This is a genomic window from Blastomonas sp. AAP25 (assembly GCF_001295965.1).
Taxonomy (GTDB): domain Bacteria; phylum Pseudomonadota; class Alphaproteobacteria; order Sphingomonadales; family Sphingomonadaceae; genus Blastomonas; species Blastomonas fulva.
Genome location: NZ_LJHP01000005.1, coordinates 567,787 through 591,257 on the forward strand (window position 1 = coordinate 567,787; position 23,471 = coordinate 591,257).

The 23,471-nt window shown below is 62.6% G+C and carries 18 protein-coding genes and 1 pseudogene; 12 read left to right on the forward strand and 7 right to left on the reverse strand.

Going from position 1 to position 23,471, the window contains the following annotated elements; translation table 11 throughout:
• The first annotated feature begins 53 nt into the window (after nt 1-53).
• Nucleotides 54-764, forward strand: a complete 711-nt coding sequence (locus tag IP68_RS07405; protein ID WP_054134288.1) for an ABC transporter ATP-binding protein — start codon at nt 54-56, stop codon at nt 762-764.
• Nucleotides 761-3,304, forward strand: a complete 2,544-nt coding sequence (locus IP68_RS07410) for an ABC transporter permease (RefSeq protein ID WP_054134289.1) — start codon at nt 761-763, stop codon at nt 3,302-3,304. Before IP68_RS07405 ends, IP68_RS07410 begins: the two co-directional genes overlap by 4 nt.
• Nucleotides 3,305-3,391: 87 nt before the next feature.
• Here IP68_RS07410 and IP68_RS20165 read toward each other — a convergent pair whose 3' ends face one another.
• From IP68_RS20165 to IP68_RS07420, 4 genes are all read right to left on the reverse strand, one after another.
• Entirely contained in the window at nt 3,392-4,516 is a 1,125-nt protein-coding gene (locus IP68_RS20165) for a hypothetical protein (RefSeq protein ID WP_156317964.1), read from the reverse strand.
• Entirely contained in the window at nt 4,516-6,093 is a 1,578-nt protein-coding gene (locus IP68_RS19730; protein ID WP_082382188.1) for a DUF3696 domain-containing protein, read from the reverse strand. Before IP68_RS19730 ends, IP68_RS20165 begins: the two co-directional genes overlap by 1 nt.
• Before the next feature lie 138 nt (nt 6,094-6,231).
• Nucleotides 6,232-7,128 (reverse strand): phasin family protein, encoded by an 897-nt coding sequence (locus IP68_RS07415; RefSeq protein WP_054134290.1) that lies wholly within the window; start codon nt 7,126-7,128, stop codon nt 6,232-6,234.
• A gap of 176 nt (nt 7,129-7,304) precedes the next feature.
• Nucleotides 7,305-9,122 carry an alpha/beta hydrolase gene (locus IP68_RS07420; RefSeq protein ID WP_054134291.1) on the reverse strand — a complete coding sequence of 606 codons (1,818 nt, stop codon included), beginning with the start codon at nt 9,120-9,122 and terminating at the stop codon, nt 7,305-7,307.
• 181 nt (nt 9,123-9,303) lie between these two features.
• On the opposite strand from IP68_RS07420, the gene IP68_RS07425 reads away from it, so the two are divergent.
• The 5 genes from IP68_RS07425 to IP68_RS07445 all read left to right on the forward strand — a co-directional run bounded on the left by IP68_RS07425 (nt 9,304) and on the right by IP68_RS07445 (nt 13,731).
• The gene (locus tag IP68_RS07425; RefSeq protein WP_054134292.1) at nt 9,304-10,515 is read left to right on the forward strand and encodes an LL-diaminopimelate aminotransferase; all 1,212 of its coding nucleotides are present in this window, start codon (nt 9,304-9,306) and stop codon (nt 10,513-10,515) included.
• A gap of 155 nt (nt 10,516-10,670) precedes the next feature.
• The gene (locus IP68_RS07430) at nt 10,671-11,354 is read left to right on the forward strand and encodes a winged helix-turn-helix domain-containing protein (protein ID WP_054134293.1); all 684 of its coding nucleotides are present in this window, start codon (nt 10,671-10,673) and stop codon (nt 11,352-11,354) included.
• A 70-nt stretch (nt 11,355-11,424) separates the two neighbouring features.
• A complete protein-coding gene (locus IP68_RS07435) occupies nt 11,425-12,114 on the forward strand; it encodes a glutathione binding-like protein (RefSeq protein ID WP_054134294.1) in 690 nt (229 codons plus the stop codon).
• Between the two features lie 193 nt (nt 12,115-12,307).
• Complete coding sequence (locus IP68_RS07440) at nt 12,308-12,937, forward strand: 2-hydroxychromene-2-carboxylate isomerase (RefSeq protein WP_054134295.1); 630 nt, start codon at nt 12,308-12,310, stop codon at nt 12,935-12,937.
• Nucleotides 12,934-13,731: a crotonase/enoyl-CoA hydratase family protein gene (locus tag IP68_RS07445; RefSeq protein WP_054134296.1), complete on the forward strand. Its 798-nt coding sequence runs from the start codon at nt 12,934-12,936 to the stop codon at nt 13,729-13,731. The genes IP68_RS07440 and IP68_RS07445 overlap by 4 nt, the downstream gene beginning before the upstream one ends.
• Before the next feature lie 6 nt (nt 13,732-13,737).
• Here the strand turns inward: IP68_RS07445 and IP68_RS07450 are convergent, their stop codons facing one another.
• Together IP68_RS07450 and IP68_RS07455 are read right to left on the reverse strand one after the other, a co-directional pair.
• The gene (locus tag IP68_RS07450; protein ID WP_054134297.1) at nt 13,738-14,754 is read right to left on the reverse strand and encodes an SDR family oxidoreductase; all 1,017 of its coding nucleotides are present in this window, start codon (nt 14,752-14,754) and stop codon (nt 13,738-13,740) included.
• Nucleotides 14,755-15,007: 253 nt separating this feature from the next.
• Nucleotides 15,008-16,063, reverse strand: a complete 1,056-nt coding sequence (locus tag IP68_RS07455; RefSeq protein WP_054134298.1) for a methyltransferase domain-containing protein — start codon at nt 16,061-16,063, stop codon at nt 15,008-15,010.
• 85 nt (nt 16,064-16,148) lie between these two features.
• On the opposite strand from IP68_RS07455, the gene IP68_RS07460 reads away from it, so the two are divergent.
• Entirely contained in the window at nt 16,149-17,561 is a 1,413-nt protein-coding gene (locus IP68_RS07460) for an NAD(P)/FAD-dependent oxidoreductase (RefSeq protein WP_054134299.1), read from the forward strand.
• Nucleotides 17,562-17,646: 85 nt separating this feature from the next.
• On the opposite strand, the gene IP68_RS20170 is transcribed toward IP68_RS07460, so the two are convergent.
• Nucleotides 17,647-18,114 carry a hypothetical protein gene (locus IP68_RS20170; RefSeq protein WP_197275749.1) on the reverse strand — a complete coding sequence of 156 codons (468 nt, stop codon included), beginning with the start codon at nt 18,112-18,114 and terminating at the stop codon, nt 17,647-17,649.
• Nucleotides 18,115-18,530: 416 nt separating this feature from the next.
• Between IP68_RS20170 and IP68_RS07465 the strand changes: the two genes are divergently transcribed.
• The 4 genes and pseudogenes from IP68_RS07465 (at nt 18,531) to IP68_RS07480 (ending at nt 23,449) form a co-directional block, all read left to right on the forward strand.
• Nucleotides 18,531-19,175: an XrtA/PEP-CTERM system exopolysaccharide export protein gene (locus tag IP68_RS07465; RefSeq protein ID WP_054134300.1), complete on the forward strand. Its 645-nt coding sequence runs from the start codon at nt 18,531-18,533 to the stop codon at nt 19,173-19,175.
• Between the two features lie 49 nt (nt 19,176-19,224).
• Nucleotides 19,225-20,742 carry an XrtA system polysaccharide chain length determinant gene (locus tag IP68_RS07470; RefSeq protein WP_054134301.1) on the forward strand — a complete coding sequence of 506 codons (1,518 nt, stop codon included), beginning with the start codon at nt 19,225-19,227 and terminating at the stop codon, nt 20,740-20,742.
• Nucleotides 20,743-20,756: 14 nt separating this feature from the next.
• Nucleotides 20,757-21,758 (forward strand): annotated as a pseudogene (locus IP68_RS07475) (capsular biosynthesis protein).
• Nucleotides 21,759-21,760: 2 nt separating this feature from the next.
• Nucleotides 21,761-23,449, forward strand: a complete 1,689-nt coding sequence (locus IP68_RS07480) for a hypothetical protein (RefSeq protein WP_054134302.1) — start codon at nt 21,761-21,763, stop codon at nt 23,447-23,449.
• Nucleotides 23,450-23,471: the final 22 nt, after the last annotated feature.

Genomic DNA, 23,471 nt, shown 5'->3' on the forward strand with positions numbered 1-23,471 from the left:
AGCTGCCCCATATAGGATGATGTTCCGACCCAAAGCGAAAGCCCTTTCATTTCATGCACGCACCAACGACGCGGACCCATATTGCGATTGCCGCCCGCAATGTCACCCTCTCGCTGGGCGAAAGCGGCAACCAGACGCAGATATTGAAGGGCATCGACCTGGAAATTCCGCTGGGCCAGTCGGTTGCGCTGCTGGGTCCATCGGGATCGGGCAAGTCCTCGCTGATGGCGATCCTGTCGGGCCTGGAGCGCGCGACCGGCGGCGAGGTGACCGTAGCCGGGCTCGATTTCGGACCGATGGACGAGGATGGCCTCGCCAAGGCGCGGCGCGGACGCATCGGCATAGTGCTGCAGGCGTTCCATCTGCTGCCAACGATGACCGCGCTGGAAAACGTTGCGGTGCCGCTTGAGCTGGCAGGCCGCGACGATCCGTTCGGCACCGCCGCGCGCGAGCTTGAAGCCGTCGGGCTGGGCCACCGCGTCACCCATTACCCCAGCCAGCTTTCGGGCGGCGAGCAGCAGCGCGTGGCGATTGCCCGCGCGATGGCGCCGGGCCCGGACATCATCTTTGCCGACGAGCCCACCGGCAACCTCGACGGGGCGACGGGTGAGGCGATCATCGACCTGCTGTTCAGCCGCCAGCGCGCCAGCGGCGCAACGCTGCTGATCATCACGCATGATCCTGCCCTGGCAACCCATTGCAACCGCGTCATCGAGATGCGCGACGGGCTGATCATCGCCGACCGTGCCGGCGGAGCAGCATGACCTGGGCGCAGATCTGGCGGATCGCGCGGCGTGACCTGTCGGGGCGGTTCCGCGGGCTTCGCCTGCTGATCGTCTGCCTGTTCCTGGGCGTCGCGACGTTGGCGACCATCGGCAGCCTGACCGCATCGATCACCGGCGAACTGTCGCAGCGCGGGCAGGTGATCCTGGGCGGCGATTTCGAGGCTACGATGTCGCAGCGCATGGCGAGCGAAGCCGAACTGGCTGCGTTCGAGCGCGAAGGCACCGTGTCCGAGACCGTGCGCATGCAGGCGATGGCGCAGCGCACCGGCCCGCGCGCACCGGATATCGGAGGGGGCACCGGCCCCGATGCAATCCTCGCCGAGCTGAAGGGGGTGGACTATGACTATCCGCTCTATGGCACGCTGACGCTGCAGCAGGGCACCTATGGCCCGCTCGATCCGCAAAGCGCAGTGATCGGCGCGGGGCTGGCCGATCGGCTCGACCTCAAGCCCGGCGACGCAATCCGCTTTGGCGAGGCGCAGTTCACCATCCGCGGCATCATCACCGATGAGCCCGACCGGCTGGGCGAGGGCTTCACGCTCGGCCCCGTCGCGCTTGTTTCCGACCTCGGCATCCAGCGCACCGGGCTGATCCAGCCGGGCAGCATGTACGAGGCCAAATACCGGGTGAAGGTCGGTCCTCTCGCCGATCTGGTGGCGTCGATCGAGCGGATCAAGGCCGAGTTCCCCGAGGCCGGGCTCGAGATGCGCGACCGCGATCGCGGCGCGCCGGGCACCTCGCGGTTCATCGAGCGGATGGGGCAGTTCCTCTCGCTGGTCGGGCTCGCGGCGCTGGTGATCGCCGGGATCGGCGTGGGCAACGGCGTTGCGTCCTACCTCGCCACCAAGCGACAGGGCATCGCCACGCTCAAGATCCTGGGCGCGGGCTCTGCCGATATCCTGCGTATCTATCTGGTGCAGATCCTCGCGGTCTCGGCGCTCGCCATTCTGGGCGGGCTTGTGGCAGGCGCGCTGATCCCGCCTGCGATCATCGCGGCGGCAGGCGACATCCTGCCGGTGAAGCCCGGCTTTGCCATCCACCCGCTGCCTTTGGTGGTGAGCGCAGTGTACGGCCTGCTGATCGCGTTCATCTTCGCGCTGCCGCCGCTGGCGCGCGCGCGGCACATCCCGGCGGCGGGGCTGTTCCGATCGCTGGTCGAGGGCAACCGCTGGCCCGACCGTGCGACGCTGATCGCGGTTGGGGCAGGCATTGCCGCGATCGTGCTGCTCGCACTGGTCACCGCGCGCGAGGCGGTGTTCTCTGCCTGGTTCATGGCGGCGGCGACCGGGGTGCTGCTGATGCTCGCAGGCATCGGCTGGGCGATCCGCTGGACGGCCTCGCGCCTGCCGCGCCCCAAGGCGCCGCTGTTGCGGCTGGCACTCGCCAACCTGCACCGCCCCGGCGCGCAGACCGGGCAACTGGTGGTGGCTTTGGGGCTGGGACTCACATTGTTCGTGATCCTGGCGAGCATCCAGACCAGCCTCACCAACGAGATCACCCGCAACGTGCCCAAGGAAGCCCCCAATCTGTTCGTGCTCGATGTGCCCGTAACGGGCGCGGACCAGTTCCGCCAGCTGGTCGAAAACGCCGCTCCGGGCGCGGCAGTGAACACCGTACCCTCGCTGCGCGGGACGATCACCGGCTACAAGAACATCCGCGTCGCCGACCTGAAGGACATCCCCGACAACGCGTGGGTGCTGCGCGGCGAGCGCGGCCTCACCTATGCCGAAACGCTGCCCGAAGGCTCCGAGCTGATCGAGGGCACGTGGTGGCCGAGCAACTATGACGGCCCGCCGCTGGTTTCGGTCGACAAGGAGATGGCGCAGACGCTCGACCTCAAGGTCGGCGACATGCTCACCGTCAGCCTGCTCGGGCGCGAATTCACCGCGAAAATCGCTTCGCTGCGCCAGATCAACTGGGACACGATGGGCTTCAACTATGTGATGGTGTTCAGCCCCAACACGCTCAGGGATGCACCGCACAACCTTGCCGCGACCGTCTCGCTCAAGGGCATGGCGGACGCAGACGTCAAGGAGCGCGCGGTGTCCAAGGCGGTGCTCGCGGGCTTCGGCTCGGCCACGGTGATCGAGGTGCGCGATGTCATCGGGCAGGTCTCGACGATCCTCACCCAGATCGCCACCGCCATCGCCGCCGCCGGATCGATCGCGATCCTTTCAGGGATAGCGGTGCTAATCGGCGCGATCGCCGCCAGCCGCCAGGCGCGGATCTATGACAGCGTGATCCTCAAGACGCTGGGCGCAACGCGGCGGCAGATCTTGTCGGCCCAAGCGCTCGAGTACGGGCTTCTCGCGGCGCTGCTGGCGGTTGTCGCATTGGGACTGGGGGTGACGGCTGCCTGGTATGTGATCACGCAGATCTTCGGCTTCGGCTGGCAGCCCGACTGGTGGGTGGTGCTGGCGACGCTGGGCGGCGGCGCGCTGCTGACGCTCGGGCTGGGGCTCGCGGGATCGCTGCCGGTGCTGGCGGCGAGACCGGCGCAGGCGTTGAGGCAGTTGTGAGGGGGACAGGCAAAACTAGCACTGTTGTTGTAGAAATTCAGTAGTTTCTGAGAACTGGCGGCCAACTACTGAATTGGGAGGTGAGCTCTAAGTTCTTGCCGCCGAGGCGTCGCCTGCTGCCAAAGTCAAAAGCGGGATGGCAAAACTTGCTACACCTTCAAGATAACTTACATACTGGAAATCCTTGAGGACAGACTGGCGGATTTGGCGTGACCAACGATTAGCTGCTTGGTTCGAGATTATCCAGTCCAATGTATCGCCCGGAAATTTCAAATCACTCATGTATTCTAGACGCTGAAGAATTCTCGGTGGAACCGATCCAACGTTCTTCCTCAAGAACTCTAATACGCCCTGTAAATTTCTTGTGCCATCCTTAAAATTTAGCATTCTCCAGATACTTAATTCTACATCATCAAGATTAGGGAAATTTGCAAAGGCCTGAAAAAACGCCTTGGACTCAGCCCGTCTCATGTTGCATGATAGGTATAGGCCAAATAAATTTGGACCAACAAAATTCTCTATAGTTCGCCCCCAAGTCACTCCAAATCCAAAGAAAGGGGAGACTTCACTTATTCCTATATCGTCTCTAATTAATCCGAGATTCTTTGCGGCGCAGTGAAGCTTGTCGCCAGTCGAGTTTTTATTGAATGGGGGAACATCTAGTGTCGTATCGCGATCGCAAACTGCATACCCTTTGCAAGGGCTAATCAACTCCGTTTCTAATACCTGCCCACAGGAACCACCACCGCCAATGAGTGGTCGAAACAAGACATAATTTCGGGGATATGAGTAATAATTGTAGTATTCATCTGAAATAAGTGTTAAGATGTCGATGTCTCGGCGGCCTTCCGCGAGAAAAAACTTTTGGCACGTTAAGTGTTGGGAGGACAGGACGCGGTAGGATGTCCTCACAACGCCGCCATCAAATTGAAAATTATTTTGAACGCTGGGGGATAAAATAACAATTCTTCTGGCTGCAGAAGCCATGGCCGCCGTATAGTCATTTAATCGCTTTGAAATGTGTGAGGCTGTTCTTCGGGAGGCTAGGCTAAGCCAACCTAAATCCGAAAACTGCAGTGCCTGCCTGCGTGATAAGACTGCGATCAAGTGACCGTTACGATGTGCACTCAACAAATCGTCAACAAATTCGATTGCCGATTCAGTTTGTGCGCTTAAGTCTGCATCTACGCTAGGATCTAATTCAATGAACATCAGCGAGCCGAAAAAAAACCAACAGGCCAATCGCGGATTATTCCATCTTCATCAAATTCTGTGAGTCGTACTTTAGAATTTCCGGTGATCTCGTCTTTGTCAACGAAGTGAATCGCAATATCTTTCGGTGAGATTTGACCGAGGCACACAAGTTCGCCGATGCGACCGATTAATGACTCGCTATGAGTTTCGAGAAAAACAACGGGCTTATTCCCCCGTTCTTTAGATGTCGTAATGGAACTCACAAAAAGGTCGGCAAGACTTGCCTGATAGGCTGGGTGTAAATGCAGCTCCGGTTGTTCTATCGTTGCGATTTGCATTGCGCCGCTTCTCATCCATGCTGGTGAGTTTTGGCGACGAGTCTCACTGTGAATTTGTGCAATCAACGGTAATACCTGGGAATAGCCAAACCCAACATCAGCAAGATTATCATATTTTTCGTTTCCAGGCCTGCCAATTTCAATGCTAAGGTGGCCGGCCTCAGAATGTGCGCGTACTTCGACTCCAAAAGAATCGTACAATATCTTGTTAAAATTCGAAAGTTCCCGTTCAGAAAGTGATCCAAGATAGGTCGCTAAATTTTCACCTTTGTCATCAATCCGTTCTACAGATAATTCTTGTTCTCGGTAAAATCTATTGCCACTTGCACGCACTGGTCCGAGATATGAAGAGTCTTGTATAGCCTCTTGAACCACCGAGCCGACGTATTCGATGATCTGTCCGAAATAGGTAAGAACCAATAAATCAGATAGTTCTTCGATTTGATCAATCGAGTAGCTTTTGAACGGCATCAGTGCTGATAATGAATCAATATATTCGAATATATACTTCCGTGAAATAAATGGAAATGCCGGTGGTATATCAGGATTCAGCCCATGATTTGTCCAAAGTTGCCGCCGAGTTTTCGAATCCCATTCATCAATCTGACTAAGGTCGATTAGGTTGTTTGCGCGTTTTAGAATGGCTTCGTGGGTCTCAGGAAACTCTGATAGACCTCTCGGCTGTCCTTCGTCATTTGCGAAGTATATATGCGGAAAAAGTCGCGATGGTCTGCAAACAATACGCGACCAGTAGCCTCGATTTCGTATATTGCGACCGTTAATCAAAACAGATGCGTTGACGCCATGAAAGCGTATTTCAACCTCGTCATGGTCATCGATGGATAAGGTAGCGCTGTCATAATGTGTCTTACCATCAGGCCCAGCACGGAGACGAGCCGTAAATTTCAAATTCGATAGATAGTCTTCTCCAAATTTTGTTATTGTTGGCCCCGGACGCAATCGTCGGCCAACCCGGGCGAGGTTTTCATCGCGAAGTTCGAATGACATTTGCATCGGGGATTTTGGATTCGAACGGTTTATGACATCAGCAATCTTCCCGAAATCCACTGACGTTGAGTTCCACAAAATCGGAGCCGAGGTTCCCCGTTCCATTGACTGCCTCAGCAGAGGGAATAAACGGGTCAACGAGCTTTTACCTGCACTGTTCCTTCCTAGTAAAATTGTAAGAGGCCTGAGCTCAACGCTCGCTAATTCTGCAAAGCTTCTATAATTTTCTACTGAAATTGAGTGCAGCATGGGGTTCCTCGCGCGTAGGCCTTCTACGCTGGTAGGCCCGACCCTTTGTGGCCACAATCGGGGTCGCGCTCAACAAAAAAAGCCGCCCCGGTTGCCCGGAGCGGCTTTTTCAATTTCCAGCGGGAAAGGGCGTAAGGGTTACGCGGCCTTCTTGAAGCTGTCGACAGCGACGCTGACGCGGTTCGAGATCGGCTGGAACACGTCGCCGGCCAGCTTCAGGAACGCTTCGCTGTTCTTCGAGGTCTGCGCGACCGCGGTGTCGAAGCTCTTCTTCACCAGCTTGGTCTGCAGTTCGATGAACTCGGTCGGCGACTTGACGGTGGTCATTTCCTTGAGCGCGGCGGTCAGTTCCTCGAAGCCCTTCTTGGTGTCTTCGGCATAGGTCTGGCCCATTTCCTGCGCGCCCTTGGCGGCAATCTTGCCCGATTCGACTAGGGCTTCAACGTTGCCCTTCGAGAATTCGGTCGCCTGCGAAACCATTTCGGTGCCCTTTTCATAGGCACCCTTGGCGCGGGTCGACATGTCGCCCATCAGCGCCTTGACGCGATCGGTCATGGCTTCGGCGGCCTTCTTGGTTTCGGCGGTGATGGTTTCGGTGGTGGTCATGATGGATTCCTTCTTCTTCTCTGGAGCGGCGGCCTTGGCGGCAACCGGAGACGGGACGACTGCGGACTTTGCTGGCGCGGCCTTGGGCTTGGTTGCCAGCGGCTTCGTGGCCTTGGGCGCAGCCGTCTTTGCGGCAGGCTTGGCCATCTTGGTTGCCTTGGGCTTTGCAGCTTGCGGCTTGGCTGTTGCGGGCGCGGCCACAGGGGCCTTTGCTGCAGCAGCGGGCTTTGCGGCGGGGGCCAGCGCCTTGGCGATCACGGTATCGATCGCCTTGGCAGGCTCCACCTTCTTGACGGGCTCGGCATTGGGTGCCTGAACCTTGGGCGCTTCAACCTTGGCCGCCGGAGCAGCTGCGGGAGCAGCGCTGGCAGCAGCGGCATTGGCCGGGACCGCATTCGGGGCGGAGGGCGTCTTGCTCTGATCGGACATGGTCGGTTTCACTCATCTGCTGCGTTATGCTGCACTGCACAATAGTGATCCGAGGGGGTGACGTCAAGGGAAAATGTTGCACTGCACAAAAGTGCAAATCTGCAAGGATTGGCAGGCTGGCCGCGCTCCTGATGGTCAAGGATGTCTAGCGCAGCATGGCTTATGCTGCAAGCGCGTCAGCGCGTCTTGACGTACCGCCCGGGTGCATCCTCGATGGCCTTGAGCTTGCCCTTGCCGGGGACGCGCGCGCCCTTGGCCTTGACCGTGGCGGGGGCATGGGCCTTGAGCCATTCGATCCAGTCGGGCCACCAGCTGCTCTTGGTCTCGGTCGCGCCCGAGAGGAAATGCTCGAGCCCGTTCACCGGCGCCTCGTTGGTCCAGTACTGGTACTTCTTCATCGAGGGCGGGTTGACCACGCCTGCGATATGCCCCGAGCCTGCGAGCACGAAGCGCACCGGGCCCGAGAGGTGATCGGTCAGCCGCCACACGCTTTCCAGCGGGGCGATGTGGTCCTCCTTGCCCGCCTGGATATACGCGGGGGTTTCGATGAGCCTGAGGTCGATCGGGGTGCCGTCGACGACCATCGATCCGGGCTGGACCAGCCGGTTGTCGCGATAGAGATCCTTGAGGTATGACTTGTGCCATTTGGCGGGCAGGTTGGTGGTGTCGCCGTTCCAGTGGAGCAGGTCGAACGGGGGATAGTCCTCGCCCAGCAGATAGTTGTTGATCACATAGTTCCAGATGAGGTCGCGCCCGCGCAGCAGGTTGAAGGTCGCGGCCATGTAGCGCCCGTCGAGATACCCCTTGGCGCCCAGCTGATCGACCAGCTTCAGCTGCTCGTCATCGACGAACAATGTGAGGTCGCCCGCCTTTTCGAAATCGACCTGCGCGGTGAAGAAGGTCACGCTCTTGACGCGCTCGGCCTCGCCGCGCTTGGCCAGCAGCGCCAGCGTGGCGGCGAGCGTGGTGCCCGCGACGCAATAGCCGATGGTGTGGACCTGGCGGACATCGAGAGCCTCGCGCACCACATCGATCGCCTCGATCTGCGCCTTGACGTAATCGTCCCAGATCACCTCGGCCATGCTCTCGTCGGCGGACTTCCACGACACCATGAACACGGTGATGCCCTGTTCGGTCGCCCATTTGACGAAGCTTTTCTGCGGGTTGAGATCGAGGATGTAGAAGCGGTTGATCCAGGGCGGGAAGATCACCAGCGGAATCTCGAGCACCTCGTCGGTGGCGGGCGCGTACTGGATCAGCTGGAACAGCGGCGTTTCATAGACCACCTTGCCCGGGGTCACCGCGATGTTGCGGCCAAGCTCGAACGCGTCGGGATCGGTGTGGGTGAGCTGGCCCTTGCGCATGTCGGACAGCATGTGATCCAGGCCCTTGAGCAGGTTCTCGCCCTTGCTCTCGACCATCTTCTCCAGCACCAGCGGATTGGTCATTGCAAAGTTGGCGGGGCTCGATGCGTCGAGCAGGCCCTTGAGCGCAAAGCGCATCTTTTCCTTCTGCCGCGGCTCCAGCCCATCGACGCTGTCGGCGATGCGCAGCATCTGTTCGGACACCATCAGATAGCTCTGCTGGATGAGCGCATAGACCGGGTTGTCGTGCCACTGGCGCGCGGCAAAGCGGCGGTCGCTGCGCAGCTCGGGCACGGTACCCGGCGTGCTGGGCGGTCCGCCTTCGCTTTCGGCGAGCATAGCCGGCGGGGTCATTGCGCCGATGAAACCCTGCCACAAGGTCATGCCATCGCGCCACATATCGGCCTGCGCATCGAGCATCGCCTGCGGCATCGATCCCATCCAGGCGGGAAGCCGCGACTGGAACGCCGCCGGATCGGTAAAGGCGCTCATGTCGATCGGGGTCTGCTGCGCCATGGTCGCGGCGTGCTCCAGCATCATCTGCTGCGCGCGGCCGACCACCCAGGTCCAGTGCTGCATCTCTTCCAGCGTGGGCAGTCCCGGGGTGGAGATTTCGGTATCGCCTGGCATGATCGTCTCTCGCTTTTGCTCTTTGCCGGTGTCCTAGCAGCGCCGGCCCGCAAAGATAAGTCCTTCTCACTCCTCCCCTTGCAAGGGAGGATCTGGCGTATCGGTGCTTTTGCTCGACACGCGCACGCACATACGTCAAAGAACGCGCTCCATTCACGGAGAACTGAAAAGCGAATTTGATATGTCCGAAGAATTCTACCGCATAAAACGCCTGCCCCCCTATGTCATTGCCGAAGTCAATGCGATGCGGGCCGCGGCGCGAGCGGCCGGAGAGGACATCATCGATCTGGGCATGGGCAATCCCGACCTGCCGCCGCCACCGCATGTCATCGAAAAGCTCTGCGAAGTCGCGATGAAGCCCGATGCGCACGGCTACAGCCAGTCCAAGGGCATTCCTGGCCTCCGCAAGGCGCAGGCGAACTATTACGCGCGCCGCTTCAATGTCGAGCTCGATCCCGAGACCGAGGTCGTGGTGACGATGGGGTCGAAGGAGGGCCTCTCGAGCCTTGCCAACGCGATCACCGCGCCGGGCGATGTCGTGCTCGCGCCCAACCCCAGCTATCCGATCCACACCTTCGGCTTTATCATCGCCGGCGCGACGATCCGCTCGGTGCCGACCACGCCGGACGAGAACTACTGGCGCTCGCTCGATCGTGCGATGGCGTTCACCGTCCCGCGTCCCTCGGTGCTGGTCGTCGGCTATCCCTCCAACCCCACCGCCGAAGTGGTCGACCTCGCCTTCTACGAGCGGTTGGTCGCCTGGGCCAAGGAGAACAAGGTCTGGGTGCTGTCCGACCTTGCCTATAGCGAATTGTACTTCGACGGCTGCCCGACACCCTCGATCCTGCAGGTTCCCGGGGCCAAGGATGTCGCGGTCGAATTCACCTCGATGTCGAAGACCTATTCGATGGCCGGATGGCGCATGGGCTTTGCCGTGGGCAACAAGACTTTGATCTCGGCGCTGACCCGGGTGAAGAGCTATCTCGATTATGGAGCATTCACGCCGATCCAGGCGGCGGCCTGCGCGGCGCTCAATGGCCCGCAAGATATCGTCCAGAAGAACCGCGAACTCTATCACAAGCGCCGCGACGTGATGGTCGAGGCGTTCGGCAGGGCAGGGTGGGATATCCCGCCGCCGCGCGCATCGATGTTCGCCTGGGCGCCGCTGCCGCCTGCGCTGAAGCACATGGGGTCCCTCGAGTTTTCCAAGCAGTTGCTGCAGCATGCCAAGGTCGCGGTGGCCCCCGGCGTGGGCTATGGCGAGGACGGCGAAGGCTATGTCCGCATCGCGATGGTCGAGAACGAGCAGCGCCTGCGCCAGGCGGCGCGCAACGTGAAGCGCTACCTCACCAGCATGGGCGTCAACGCCCCCGGACAGGCCGTCGGCAGCTGACGCAAAGGCAAAGGGTCGCTCCGTTTCGGAGGCGGTTCCGCTGACATCCCTGCGATGAACGCGCTTTAACCGCCTGCACGGCGTCCAGGCGGACGCCGTGCGGGAGCGGGGCGATGTGGCGTGGCGACGATGCATGTCTGGCAAGATCGGGGGGCGTGGCCTGTGGTCCGCGGGCCAGCTGGCTGCTGATCGGAGCCGATCGTGCCGCATGGACGCCGCTCGCCCGGATGCTGGCCCAGTCGCTGGCGCGCTTTGGCGTGCAGGCCGAGCTGTCCGATGGCCAGACCAGACCATCGCCGATCGCGCCAGTGCTGTGCGATGCGCGTCACCGCGAGATGGTGCGCAGCCTCCTCGACGACACCCCGCCGAGGCTGGCGCCGCTGCTGATCCATGGCGTGCAGGCCCCGCAGGCGCGGGCGCGGCTGATCCTCTCCGGCGCGGACGATGCGGTGTCGGGGCGGATCGCGCCCTATGAGCTTGCTGCCCGGATGATCGCCGCCCAGCGCGCGCGCGATGCGGCCCAGGGGATCATCCGGCTGGCAGGATTCAGCTTCGACACCGGTCTGCGTCAGCTGTGCTGGCGCGGCGAGATCGTGCCGCTGATGCCGCGCGAATTCGATCTGCTGCTGGTGCTGGCGCGCCATGCCGGGCTGCCGGTCAGCCGCGAAGTGCTGCTCAGATCGGTCTGGCGGACCGCGTTCGATCCGGGCACCAACAGCCCCGAGGTGCACATCTTCAAGCTGCGCCAGCGGCTGGCGTCGCTGGGCGGCGCGGTGCGGATCGAGACGGTCAAGCGCCAGGGCTATCGGTTGGTGTGCGCACCTCATCCGCGGGGGTGACAGCGCGGCAAGCCGCGTTATGATCGGTTGCAAGACGCAATGCGAATCCGTGCGGAGAGGCCCTGTTGCAATGATCGACCTGTATTATGCGCCCACCCCCAATGGGTGGAAGATATCGATCATGCTCGAGGAATGCGGGCTGCCCTATACGGTCAGGCCGGTGAACATCGGCGCGGGCGAGCAGTTCGCGCCCGAGTTCCTGGAGATCAGCCCCAACAACCGCATTCCTGCGATCGTCGACCATGCCCCGCCCGGCGGTGGCGATCCGGTCAGTGTGTTCGAGACCGGGGCGATCCTGCTCTATCTTGCTGACAAGACGGGGCTGTTCATGCCCGGCGATCTGCGCGGGCGCACGCGGGTGCACGAATGGCTTATGTGGCAGATGGGCGGCCTTGGCCCGATGCTTGGCCAGAACGGCCATTTCAAGCTCTATGCGCCCGAGAAGCTGCCTTATGCCATCGATCGCTACGCGCGCGAGACCGCGCGGCTCTATGGCGTGCTCGACCGGCGGCTGGGGAAGGCGGAGTATGTCGCGGGAGGCGAATACACCATCGCCGACATGGCGATCTTCCCGTGGATCATGACGCACAAGCGGCAGGAGATCACGCTGGCGGACTATCCCAACATCGCCCGCTGGTATGCGCTGTGCCGCGCCCGGCCCGCGCTTCAGGCAGGGCTGAATGTGATGAAGGACGCGATCAACCGCAACCCGCAGGCGGATGGGAAGACGCGCGAGACATTGTTCGGGATCAAGACGTGATGGGCTGCGGTTCTTCCGCAACGGCATTGGAATCGTCACCCCCGCGAACGCGGGGGTCCCGCTTTTGCGATGCGGCGGCGCCAACGCGTCATTCCCGCGTTCGCGGGAAAGACGGGATTGTGCACCGGACGATTAATCTGACCCCTGGGCTCCGGCTCTCGCTGGAGAACGGGCAAGAAAGGAACGTCACCACATGACCGCCCAAATCGAATTCTGCTTCGACCTCTCCAGCCCGTGGACGTATCTCGCGTTCCACAACATCCGCCCGCTGGCAGCAAGACACGGGGCGGCGATCCGGTGGACGCCGATCCTGGTCGGCGGGGTGTTCAACGCCGCGAACCCCTCGGTCTATGCCGCGCGCGAAAATGCGAGCAGCCCCAAGTTCCGGCATATGGGAAAGATCCTGCGCGACTGGGCGCAATGGACCGGGGTGGAGCTGCACTTCCCCGCGCCATGGCACCCACTCAAGAGCATCCACGCCATGCGTGCCGCCTGCGCGCTGGAGGATGACCAGGCTGCGCTCGAGCGCTTTGCCGAAGCTGCCTTCCATGCCTATTTCGTCGAACAGCGCAATCTCGATGACCCGGTGGAAGTCGCTGCGGTCGCCAATGCCATCGGCATGGATGGCGCGGCGCTGATCACTGCGGCGAACAGCCAGCCGGTCAAGGACCGGCTGCGCACCAACACCGACGCATTGGTGGCACGCGGCGGCTATGGTTCGCCCTCGATTTTCGTGGGAAGCACCGATATGTATTTTGGCAACGACCAGTTGCCGCTGGTGGAACAGGCGCTGAAGCACGCCAAGGGAGAGAGCATTTCATGAACGACCGGGTCAGCATCACTATCGCAAACCATGTCGCCGATGTCCGGCTGAACCGCGCGGACAAGATGAACGCGCTCGACCCGGCGATGTTCGATGGCATCATCGCCGCGATCGACCGTCTGGGCAGCGAACCCGGCGTGCGCGCGGTGGTCTTGTCGGGCGAGGGGCGCTCGTTCTGCGCCGGGCTCGACATGGCAAGCTTCACCGCGTCGGGCGGTGGGTCGGGCGGGGATGCACCCGCCGCGCTTACCGACAGGACCTATGGCAACGCCAACAAGTTCCAGCAGGTCGCGTTCGGCTGGCGCAAGCTACCGATGCCGGTGATCGCCGCGGTGCACGGGGTGTGTTTCGGCGGTGGTCTGCAGATCATGTCGGGCGCGTGCATGCGCATCATCGCGCCCGATGCGCGGCTGTCGGTGATGGAAATGCGCTGGGGGCTGATCCCCGACATGGGCGGCTATGCTTTGTGGCGCGGCACCGTGCGCGACGATGTGCTGCGCGAGCTCACTTACACCAACCGCGAGTTCTCGGGTGAGGAGGCGGGCCGCATCGGCTTTGCGACGCATCTCGACGTCGATCCCCATGCCCGCGCGATGGCCATCGCCACCGACATTGCATCCAAGAACCCGGACGCGGTGCGCGCCGCCAAGGACCTGTTCAACCGGGCCCCGGACCTCGACACCGATGCCATCCTGATGGAGGAAAGCGTGCTGCAGGACCAGATCATCCGCACGCCCAACCAGATGGAGGCGGTGTTCGCGTTCATGCAGAAACGGCCTGCCAACTTCAGCTGACGCGAATTAGCCCCAGTCCAGAAATCCTGCCCGGATGCAGTGGTCGATCATCCGCCTGAACGCAGGTTCGTCGATCACCGGCGGGGGAATGTCGGCCAGCCTGGCGAGCGCCTCCCCGGAAAAACGCGGGCTGCGCTGAAAATAGTCGAAGAATTGCGGGCCGATCCGCCGGTGGACCATCGCCACCCGCCGGTCGCGTTCGCTGGCATGATAGTCGGGCGGCGGCATGATCGTCGCGGGCACAGTGCCGGGATAATCGCCGACGATCGCCAGCATGTCCGTCATCGCGAATGGCGCGGCGCCGACAAGGTGCACCCGCTGGCCGTCGAACGCGGCGAAACCTTGCACCATCGCCATCAGCCCGGCGGTGACGTGGCAGATCGGCACGATGGCAAAGGCGGCGTCGCTCGCTGCGGGAACCGCGCCCAGAAGTGGCGATCCGAACAGCCGGAACAGATGATGGAAGCCGTCGATCCGCGCAATCGCGCCGTCGCTCAACCGCCCGACGATGATCGCCGGGCGCGCGATCGCAGCGGCAAGACCTGCCGCGCGCGCCGCGTCGACCAGCGCTTCGGCGCGCGCCTTGCTGGCCTCGTATCCGTTGGTGAAATCGGCGGCGGGATTGGCGGCGGTCTCGGCGATCAGCCCGTCGGCGCGGCCGCAGACATAAGCGGTAGAGACGTGGAGCAGCGGGCAGTCCCACGCCTGCGCCAGCGCGACGGCGTGCGCAGTGCCGCCGACATTGACCGCCTGATGCACCGCATCCGCTGCGGCGAAATCGACCGTGGCGGCGCAGTGAACCAGCAGGTCGATATCCCTTGGCGTCTCGGCCAGGCCGAATCCTGGCAGCGCAACATCGCCCTGCAGGACATGGATCTCGCTGATCCGGTCGCGCTGATCCATGTCGAGCACATCGCGCCCTTCGCCGCGCACCAGCGCAGTGACGCGGTGCCCGGCATCAAGCAGCGCGCCTGCCAGCGCCCCGCCGACCAGTCCGGTCGCCCCGGTCAGGAAGATGTGCATGGGTGCTCCAGTCCGGCAGCCCCAAACCACCTCCGCTCAGCCTGAGCGTGTCGAAGGCCCCGCGCATTCGGTCCGGCCACCTTCCTCGTCACCCCCGCGAAGGCAAGGGTCCCGCTTGTGAACCGCACGAAAGTAGGAGCGGGATTCCCGCGTGCGCGGGAATGACGAAGATGGATACGCAAACCTCGCGCGGGGCCTTCGAAACGCTCAGGCTGAGCGGGGGAGGGGAGCGACAAAGGGAAAAGCAGCGAACTCAACAGCACCCTGCTGCTACCAAGCCATCCTCGCCCGCAGCCTGCGCGAAGGGCAGCCCGCCTCCGCAGCCTGCGAACACGCCGTAATGCGTCGAGAAGTCACCGATAAACTGGAAGTGCTCGGCAAAGCGCGTATCGCTCAGCATCTTCCAGCTGTTGCCGCAGATCGGGAAGATCCGCCCGCGCTCGATCAGGTGGTGCTTGTCGAGCGTGAACACGCGCTCCTCGCCCTCGACGGTGCCCAGATAGACCACCGCCTGGCCATAATCCTCGCACTCGGGCTCGAGGTCGTCGAGCTTGAACAGCCGGTAGGTGGCCGAGAAGAAATCGATCCCGTCGAGCATGTCGGCAATGCGCGGATCGCCGATGCCCAGCGGGCGGTCCTTGACCAGACGCGGATCGGTGAAACCGGCGGCCTTGGAGAGCTTGAGGAAATCGCCCCAATAGAGCGCGCCCGACAGGCACTCGCCGTGGAGCACCGGATCGGTCAGCAGATGCTGCGGCACCCGCCGGCTCGAATAGACATCGGAGAAATACATCTCGCCGCCGGGCTTGAGCAGCCGGTGCGCATCGGCGAACACCTTGGCCTTGTCGCCAACCAGATTGATCACGCAGTTGGAGACGATGATGTCGAAGCTGCCCGGTTCCAGATCGAGCTCATCGAGCTTTTCAATGTCGCCCTCGACAAAGCGCACGTTCGACTTGGCATAGCCGAAGGTCTCGCGGTGCCATTCAAGATGCGCGTTGGCGATGGCGAGCTGTTCGGGAGTCGCATCGACGCCGACGACCTCGCCGTGTTCGCCTACCAACTGCGCGAGGATATACGCATCCTGGCCCGAGCCCGAGCCGAGATCGAGGATCCGCGCGCCGGCAATCGCCGACGGCGCGATCAGCCCGCAGCCATAATAGCGCGCCTTCACATCCGCATGGACATTGGCCAGCGCCTTGATCACCGCGAGCGGCGGGCGTTCGGCGGTGGTGCACGCATCGGTGCGCAGGTCGGCGGACTCGGACAGCACCTTGCCGTAATATTCACGCGAATTTTCGAGATTCATGCTGGATTCCCTCTGATCTGGCGCACATGGTCTAGCGAGAAGAATTCGCCGTAACCAGCCGCATTGTTTCATCGAAACGGGGTCTATGAAATATTCGCACGACGTGATCGTCATTGGGGCAGGGTCTGCCGGGCTGGTCTGCTCGGGCGGGCTGGCGATGTTCGGGCTGAAGCCGCTGCTGATCGAGCGCGCGGCGATGGGGGGCGATTGCCTCAACACCGGCTGCGTGCCCAGCAAGGCGTTGATCTCCGCCGCGCACCGCGCGCACGACATGCGCAACGCCGCCGAGTTCGGCATGGCCTCGGTCGAGCCCAAGGTCGATTTCCGCGCGGTGCACGCAGCGGTGCATCAGGCGATCAAGACCATCGAACCGCACGACAGCGTCGAACGCTTCGAAGGCATGGGCGTGGAAGTCGTGCGCGGCGATGCGACCTTTACCGGGCCCAGGAGCGTGGTGGTAGGTGGCACGACCTACACCGCGCCGCGCATCGTCATCGCGGTGGGCAGCCGCGCGTACGTCCCGCCGATCAAGGGGCTGGATGCGGTGCCGTACCTCACCAACCACAACGTCTGGGACCTGACCGAACTGCCGCAGCGGCTGATCGTGCTGGGCGGCGGGCCGATCGGCATGGAGATGGCGCAGGCGTTCCGGCGGCTGGGCTCGGAGGTCGTGGTCGCCACCAAGGGGCGTCCGTTCCCCAAGGATGACAGTGACGCCGCCAAGATCGTGATCGACCGGCTGACCGGCGAGGGGATCGAGCTGATCCATGATGCCGAGGCCGATGCGGTGGCCAAGACTGACCAAGGCCTTACGCTGACGCTCAAGGATGGACGCACGATCACCGGCACGCATCTGCTGATCGCCACCGGGCGCGAGGTCAACTTCGACGGGCTGGGGCTTGAGGCCGCTGGCGTCAAATACGACAAGAAGGGCATCCTGGTCGATGCCCGGCGGCGGACCAGCGCGAAACACATCTACGCCATCGGCGATTGCCGCGATGGCCCACGCTTCACCCATGCCAGCGGTTATGAGGGCGGCAATGTCGCGCTCGAGATCAGCCTGGGGGTGCCGACCAAGGCCAATTATTCCGCGCTGCCCTGGGTCACGTACACCGACCCCGAACTCGCGCAGGTTGGCATGACCGAGGACGAGGCGCGCAAGGCGCACGGCGACAAAATCACCGTCTGGCGCGAGGACTTCGACCACAACGACCGCGCGGTGACCGAGCGCGAAGTCACCGGCTTCGTCAAACTGGTCAAGAAGGGCAGCAAGGTTATCGGCGGCACCGTGGTTGGCCGCGGCGCGGGAGACCTCATCCTGCCCATCGCGATGATGATCGCGGGCAAATCCTCGACCTTCGGCGTCGCCAGCCTGATCGTGCCCTATCCCAACCGGTCCGAGCACATCAAGGCGGCGGCCTTCGCCTCGGATGAGGCGAAGGTGTTCAACAAGTGGTCGCGGGGCTGGGCGCGGTTCCTGGCAAAGCGGCGGGGGTGATGGGTTTGAGCGTGTAGTGGCGTCTTGGTTTCAGGAGACTCGCCATCACGCATTGAAGGCCGGAATCGGTGGAAAGCGGACGTCGCTATGCATCTCCATTACAAGATACAAAGACAAGCGTTTCGCTGGGGACATTGTAGAGCAGGCTGATAACCGCACAGCCGCCGTCATTCACTGCTGGGACTTCGTTCGCCTCTACCCAATACGATTTGCCTCTTTCCCACTTCGACGGCATACCGCCGATGCCTGGGAAAAAGTAAGTTCCTTCTACATTGCCGGTATCGTCTTGAGTGTAAAAGCGGGCATAGCGCCGTAGATCAAAATTAGCATGACGGGTTAACACTTGCTTTTCTATAGATTCAGCGAGCGCCACGTTCCGTGACAGGGATGTTTGATTGCTCGTGTCACCGCCGCCGCAGTTCACCAAGCCGAATGCCATCATCAAGAGGGGGAGCGTTCTGGTTCTCGCCATACCTGCAGATCTTATGTGAAAGTTACCTGTCAGCAAAGTGGTCGTTTCCTGAAAGTCAGTTTTGTTTCTGGATTGCGCCAAGCCCGCCACTCTCATCCGCTCAGCTGAGCTTGTCGAAGGCCCCGCGCTAAGGTTCGTCCAAGAGACACGTCACCCCCGCGTACGCGGGGGTCCCGCTTTCTTTGTGACGGGTAGGTTAAAAGCGAGATTCCCGCGTTCGCGGGAATGACGGCGATGGAAACGGAGCGGCTTCGCGTGGCCTTCTACAGGCTCAGGCTGAGCGGGGGTGGTTAGGAGCGGACCATTCGAGGGCGGGTTGGGTCCGTAGTGTCGCCAGCGTGCCTTAGGTCACACCCTCAATGTAAAAACGCCTTCACCATCAAACACTAACGCTATGTTCACCCTTTTTCGTCATAGCTGAGCCCAATCTGCGTGAACCCGGCCTTTCGTCCATGCGACGGAAAGGGGATTCGCGGGGCGATGAAAAAGGTGCTGACATGGGATTGTTCCGTCTGTTGAAAATGGGAATCGCGGCTCTGGCGGCCACCGCCTTGCTGGCCGGTTGCGCCTCGAGCGCCAGCGGGCCGCAGCTGCCTCCGGCATCGTTCGTCTCGCTGTCCGATGGTCCGGGCGAGGAATATATCATCGGTCCGCTCGACGAGCTCACCGTGTTCGTGTGGCGCAATCCCGAGTTGGGCGCCAAGGTGCAGGTGCGCCCCGATGGCCGCATCACCACGCCGCTGATCACCGATATGCCCGCCGTGGGCAAGACCCCGACGATGCTGGCCGAGGATATCAAACTCCAACTATCGCAGTTCATCCAGGAGCCGATCGTGTCGGTGATCGTCAACAGCTTTGCCGGCACCTTCTCGCAGCAGGTGCGGATCGTTGGTGCGACCGAAAAGCCCGCCTCGATTCCCTATCGCGCGAACATGACCTTGCTCGATGCGATGATCGCGGTGGGCGGCCTGTCCGAATTCGCAGCGGGTAACCGCGCCAAGCTGGTCCGTTTCGACAAGGTGTCGGGCCGCCAGCAGGAATATCCGATCAAGCTGGGCGACCTCATCAAGAAGGGCGACAGCCGCGCCAATGTTCTGCTCCAGCCGGGCGATGTCATCATCATCCCGGAAAGCATGTTCTGAGCGTCCCAAAGCCGAACCGACCCGTATAGCTGAAAGAAAAGCCCGACCGATGACTGGCCTGTACGAAGAATTCCGGATTGCGGTTCACAGCGTGTGGCAGCGCCGCTGGCTGGCGATGGCGATTGCCTGGGGCATTTGCGTGCTCGGCTGGCTGGCGGTCGCGTTGATCCCCAACACTTATGAATCGCAGGCCAAGCTTTTTGTCCAGACCAAGGCGATCCTGCCCGAGAATACCGGCATCAGTCCGGTCGAACGGCAGAAGCAGATCGACACCGTCGAGCAGACTCTGACCTCGGCCGCCAATCTGGGCAAGGTCGTGCGCGGCACGGACCTCGGCAAGAACCTCGTCACCCCGCGCGAGATCGAGGGCGCCGTGAATGGCCTTCGCACCGCGATCAAGATCAAGTCCGAGCAGGACAATCTGTTCGAGATCTCCGCGACGATGTCCGCCGGCGGCCGTTCCGACGGCGAAGCGGCGACTCTGGCGCGCGATGTCGTGCAGAAGCTGATCGACATCTTCGTCGAGGAGAACCTCGCAGGCGGACGCGGCGAGACCAGCGACACGCTGCGTTTCCTCGACGAGCAGCTCGCCAAAAGGCAGAAAGAGCTCGAGATCGCCGAGCAGAAGCGCGTGAAGTTCGAGACCGAGAATCTGGGCATGCTGCCCGGCATCGGATCGGTCAGCCAGCGGCTCGAAACCGGCCGGGTCGAGATCAACCAGATCGATTCGCAGCTGATCGCCGCACAGAGTGCGCTCGCCGCGATCAACGGCCAGATCGCCGGAACCCCGCAGACCATCGCGGGCGGTGCCAGCGGCGGCGGGGTCAATCCGCTCGCACAGGCGCAGGGCGAGCTTGCGGGCATGAAGGCGCGCGGCCTTACCGACCAGCATCCCGATGTCCAGGCGCTCAAGAACCAGATCGCCGCGCTCAAGGCAGCGGGCGCAGGCGCAAGCACCAGCTATGGCGTCTCCAACCCCGCCTACAGCTCGCTGATCAGCATGCGGGCCGAGCGCCAGGCGGCGGTCACCGCGCTGCAATCGCGCAAGGCTGCGCTGCAGGGCGAGATGAACGCGATGGTCGCCAAGCAGATCCAGGAGCCCGGCGTCGCCGCCGAGCAGGCGCGGATCGCGCGCGATTATGAAGTGCTCAAGACCCAGTACGACAAGCTGCTCGCCGACCGCGAGCAGGTGCGGCTGCGCGGGCAGGTGGAAACGCAGACCGATGCGGTCCGCTTCGACCTGATCACCCCGCCGTCCAGCCCGCGCACTCCGATCGCGCCCAACCGCCCGCTGCTGCTGATCGCGGTGCTGCTCGCCGGAATCGGCGGGGGCATCGGCGGGGCGTTCGCGCTCGGCCAGCTCAGCGCCAGCTATCCCACCGCCGCCAAGCTCGAAGCCGCCAGCGGCCTGCCGGTGATCGGATCGATCTCGCAGATGCTGACCCAGGCCCAGCGGGACGAACGCAAGCGCAAGCTGCGGCTTTATGTCGGATCGGGAGGCGCGCTGGTGGGCGTGTTCCTGCTGCTGTTGGTGATCGAGTTCATCCAGCGCGGTTCGGTGGTGTGAGGGGCAAGAAAGACATGACGATGCACGACCCCATTTCCTCGCCGGACAAATCCAGTGGCACGCCCTCGCTGATCGAGCGGGCGGCGGACATGTACGATTTCCGCAAGAGCCTGAACCAGCCCGCGCCTCAGCTGCCCGACGCCCCGTCGGACGAGCCTCCCGCGCCTGCCGCTGCGCCCGCGCCGGTTGCGGCTCCCGCTCCGGCTGCCGCTTCCGCCGCTCCTGCACCCGCGCCTGTTGCCGCCGCCGCTGCGGTTGCTCGCCCGCGGATGCGCCCCAGCCTTCCGGTTGCGGCAATCGACCGCGACCAGATGCGCGAGCGCGCGTTCATCGTGCCCGATGGCCCGGTGACGAGCATTTCCGAAGAGTTCCGCATCGTCAAACGCCGCTTGCTCGCCAGCATCCAGGCAGAGGCCAATGCCGGCCTTGGCGCAGCGGCGCAGCGCATCCTGATCTGTTCGGCGCAGCCCAACGAAGGCAAGACCTACAGCGCGATCAACCTTGCCCTGTCGATCGCGACCGAGCAGGATCATGATGTGCTGCTGGTCGATGCCGATTTCGCCAAGCCCAGCATCCTCTCCTCGCTCGGGATAGAGGGACAGCGCGGCCTGATGGATGCGCTGGCCGATCCTTCGGTGGCGGTCGAGGATTAAATCATCCCCACCGACATTCGCGGGCTTTCCGTCCTGCCCGCCGGGCGCCAGACCAACACCGACAGCGAATATCTCGCTTCGGCGCGCACGCTTGAGGTGCTCGCCAGGCTCACCGATGGCCATCCGGGCCGGATCGTGATCTTCGATTCGCCGCCGCTGCTCGCCGCATCGCCCGCAGCAACGCTCGCCCAGCATGTTGGCCATGCGCTGATGGTGGTGCGCGCCGATGTCACCAGCGAGCGCGCGCTGCGCGATGCGCTGGGACTGATTTCAGGCTGCAACCAGATTCAGCTGCTGCTCAACGGGGTCAAATTCTCCCCGTCTGGCCGCAGCTTCGGGTCCTATTATGGATATGGAGAATGACCATGGCGAAATGGTCTGCTTTCAAGAATGCCAAACACGGCTTGCCGTTGACCGCGCTGGCCTTCGCGCTTGCCGCCGTGCCCCAGGCGGCGCACGCGCAGCAGGGCGGCGGCGGCCAGGGCAGTGATGTCGGCGGGGGGCGTCAGCGCACCGCTGTGATCCCGTATCTGGAAGTCGGCCAGGTGCTGTTCAGCGATATCAAGAACGGCGGTGACCTGCTGACCTACAGCCTGGTGGCGGTGGGCGTGGATGCCGCGGTGCAGTCGTCGCGCGCCGAGGCGCAGGTCAGCCTGCGCTACGAGCGGCGCTTTTCCTGGAACGACCAGTTCGGCGATGAGGATGTCGTCAGCGGCATCGCCCGCGCCAACTATCAGATCATCCCCAACACGCTTTCGATCGAGGCGGGTGCGCTGGGTCTGCGTTCGCGGATCGATGGCGCAGGTGCTGCCCCCAGCAACCTCATCGGCGGGTCGGATAACGTCACCCAAGTCTATTCGCTTTATGCCGGACCGACGCTGGCCACGCAGGTCGGCACGGTCGATGTCAACGCGGCCTATCGCATCGGCTATACCAAGGTAGAGGCGGACACCGTCGTTCTGCCGGTCGGCCAGCGTCCGGTCGACATCTTCGGCGATAGCGTCAACCACGCGGCGAGCCTCGCGATTGGCCAACAGCCCGGCGGCTTCCTGCCTGTGGGATGGTCGGTCAGCGGCGGCTATTATCGCGAGGATACCAGCCAGCTCGACCAGCGCTTCGAGGACAAGATCGTGCGCGCCGACATCACCGTGCCGGTGAGCCCGACGCTCGCATTGGTCGGCGGCGTGGGCTATGAAGATATCGAGATTTCGGAGCGGAACGCGTTGCGCGATGCGGCGGGCAACCCGCTGGTCGGCAATGACGGCCGCCTCCTGACCGACAAGAGCTCGCCCCGGCTGCTGTCCTATGATCAGGATGGCCTGATCTGGGATGTCGGCGTGCTGTGGCGGCCCAGCCGTCGCACCTCGCTCGAGGCGCGGGTCGGCAAACGCTATGACAGCATGACCTATTACGGATCGTTCACTTACACCCCCAGTCAGCGGCTGGCGGCGAACCTGACGGTGTACGATCTGGTGACCGGGTTCGGTTCGCGGCTGAACGACAGCCTCGCAGGTCTGCCCACCCAGTTCGATGCGACGCGCAACCCGCTGAGCGGCGATCTCAACTCCTGCGTCTTCGGCGGGGGCGGCGGCAACTGCCTGAACGATTCGCTGCAGTCGGTCGCCTCTTCGTTCTTCCGCACGCGCGGCGTTACCGGCCAGATCAGCCTGAACAGCGGCAGCTGGACGCACGGGCTGGGCGCCGGCTACAGCCGCCGCAAGTTCTTTGCCGCAGACACCGGCGCGCTGGCAGGGTTCGACCAGACGATCGATGAAATCTGGTTCGCCAGCTATGTCGGCGCCAAGCAGCTCGATGCCCGGTCGAGCGTGACCGGCACGGTCTATGCGACCTATCTGGAAAACGGACCCGGCCAGGTGCTCAACGGCGCGGGAAGCGATGTGATGGGGCTTGGCACCAACGCCGCCTATGCCCGCAACTTCACCAACCGCTTCTCGGGCAGCGTCGCGCTGGGGCTCGATTATTTCGATCCCAAGGGCTTCGAAAGCAGCCTGGTGGCGTCCGCGCTGCTGGCGCTGCGCTATTCGTTCCAGTAAGTTCTTAGATCCATATCAGGGG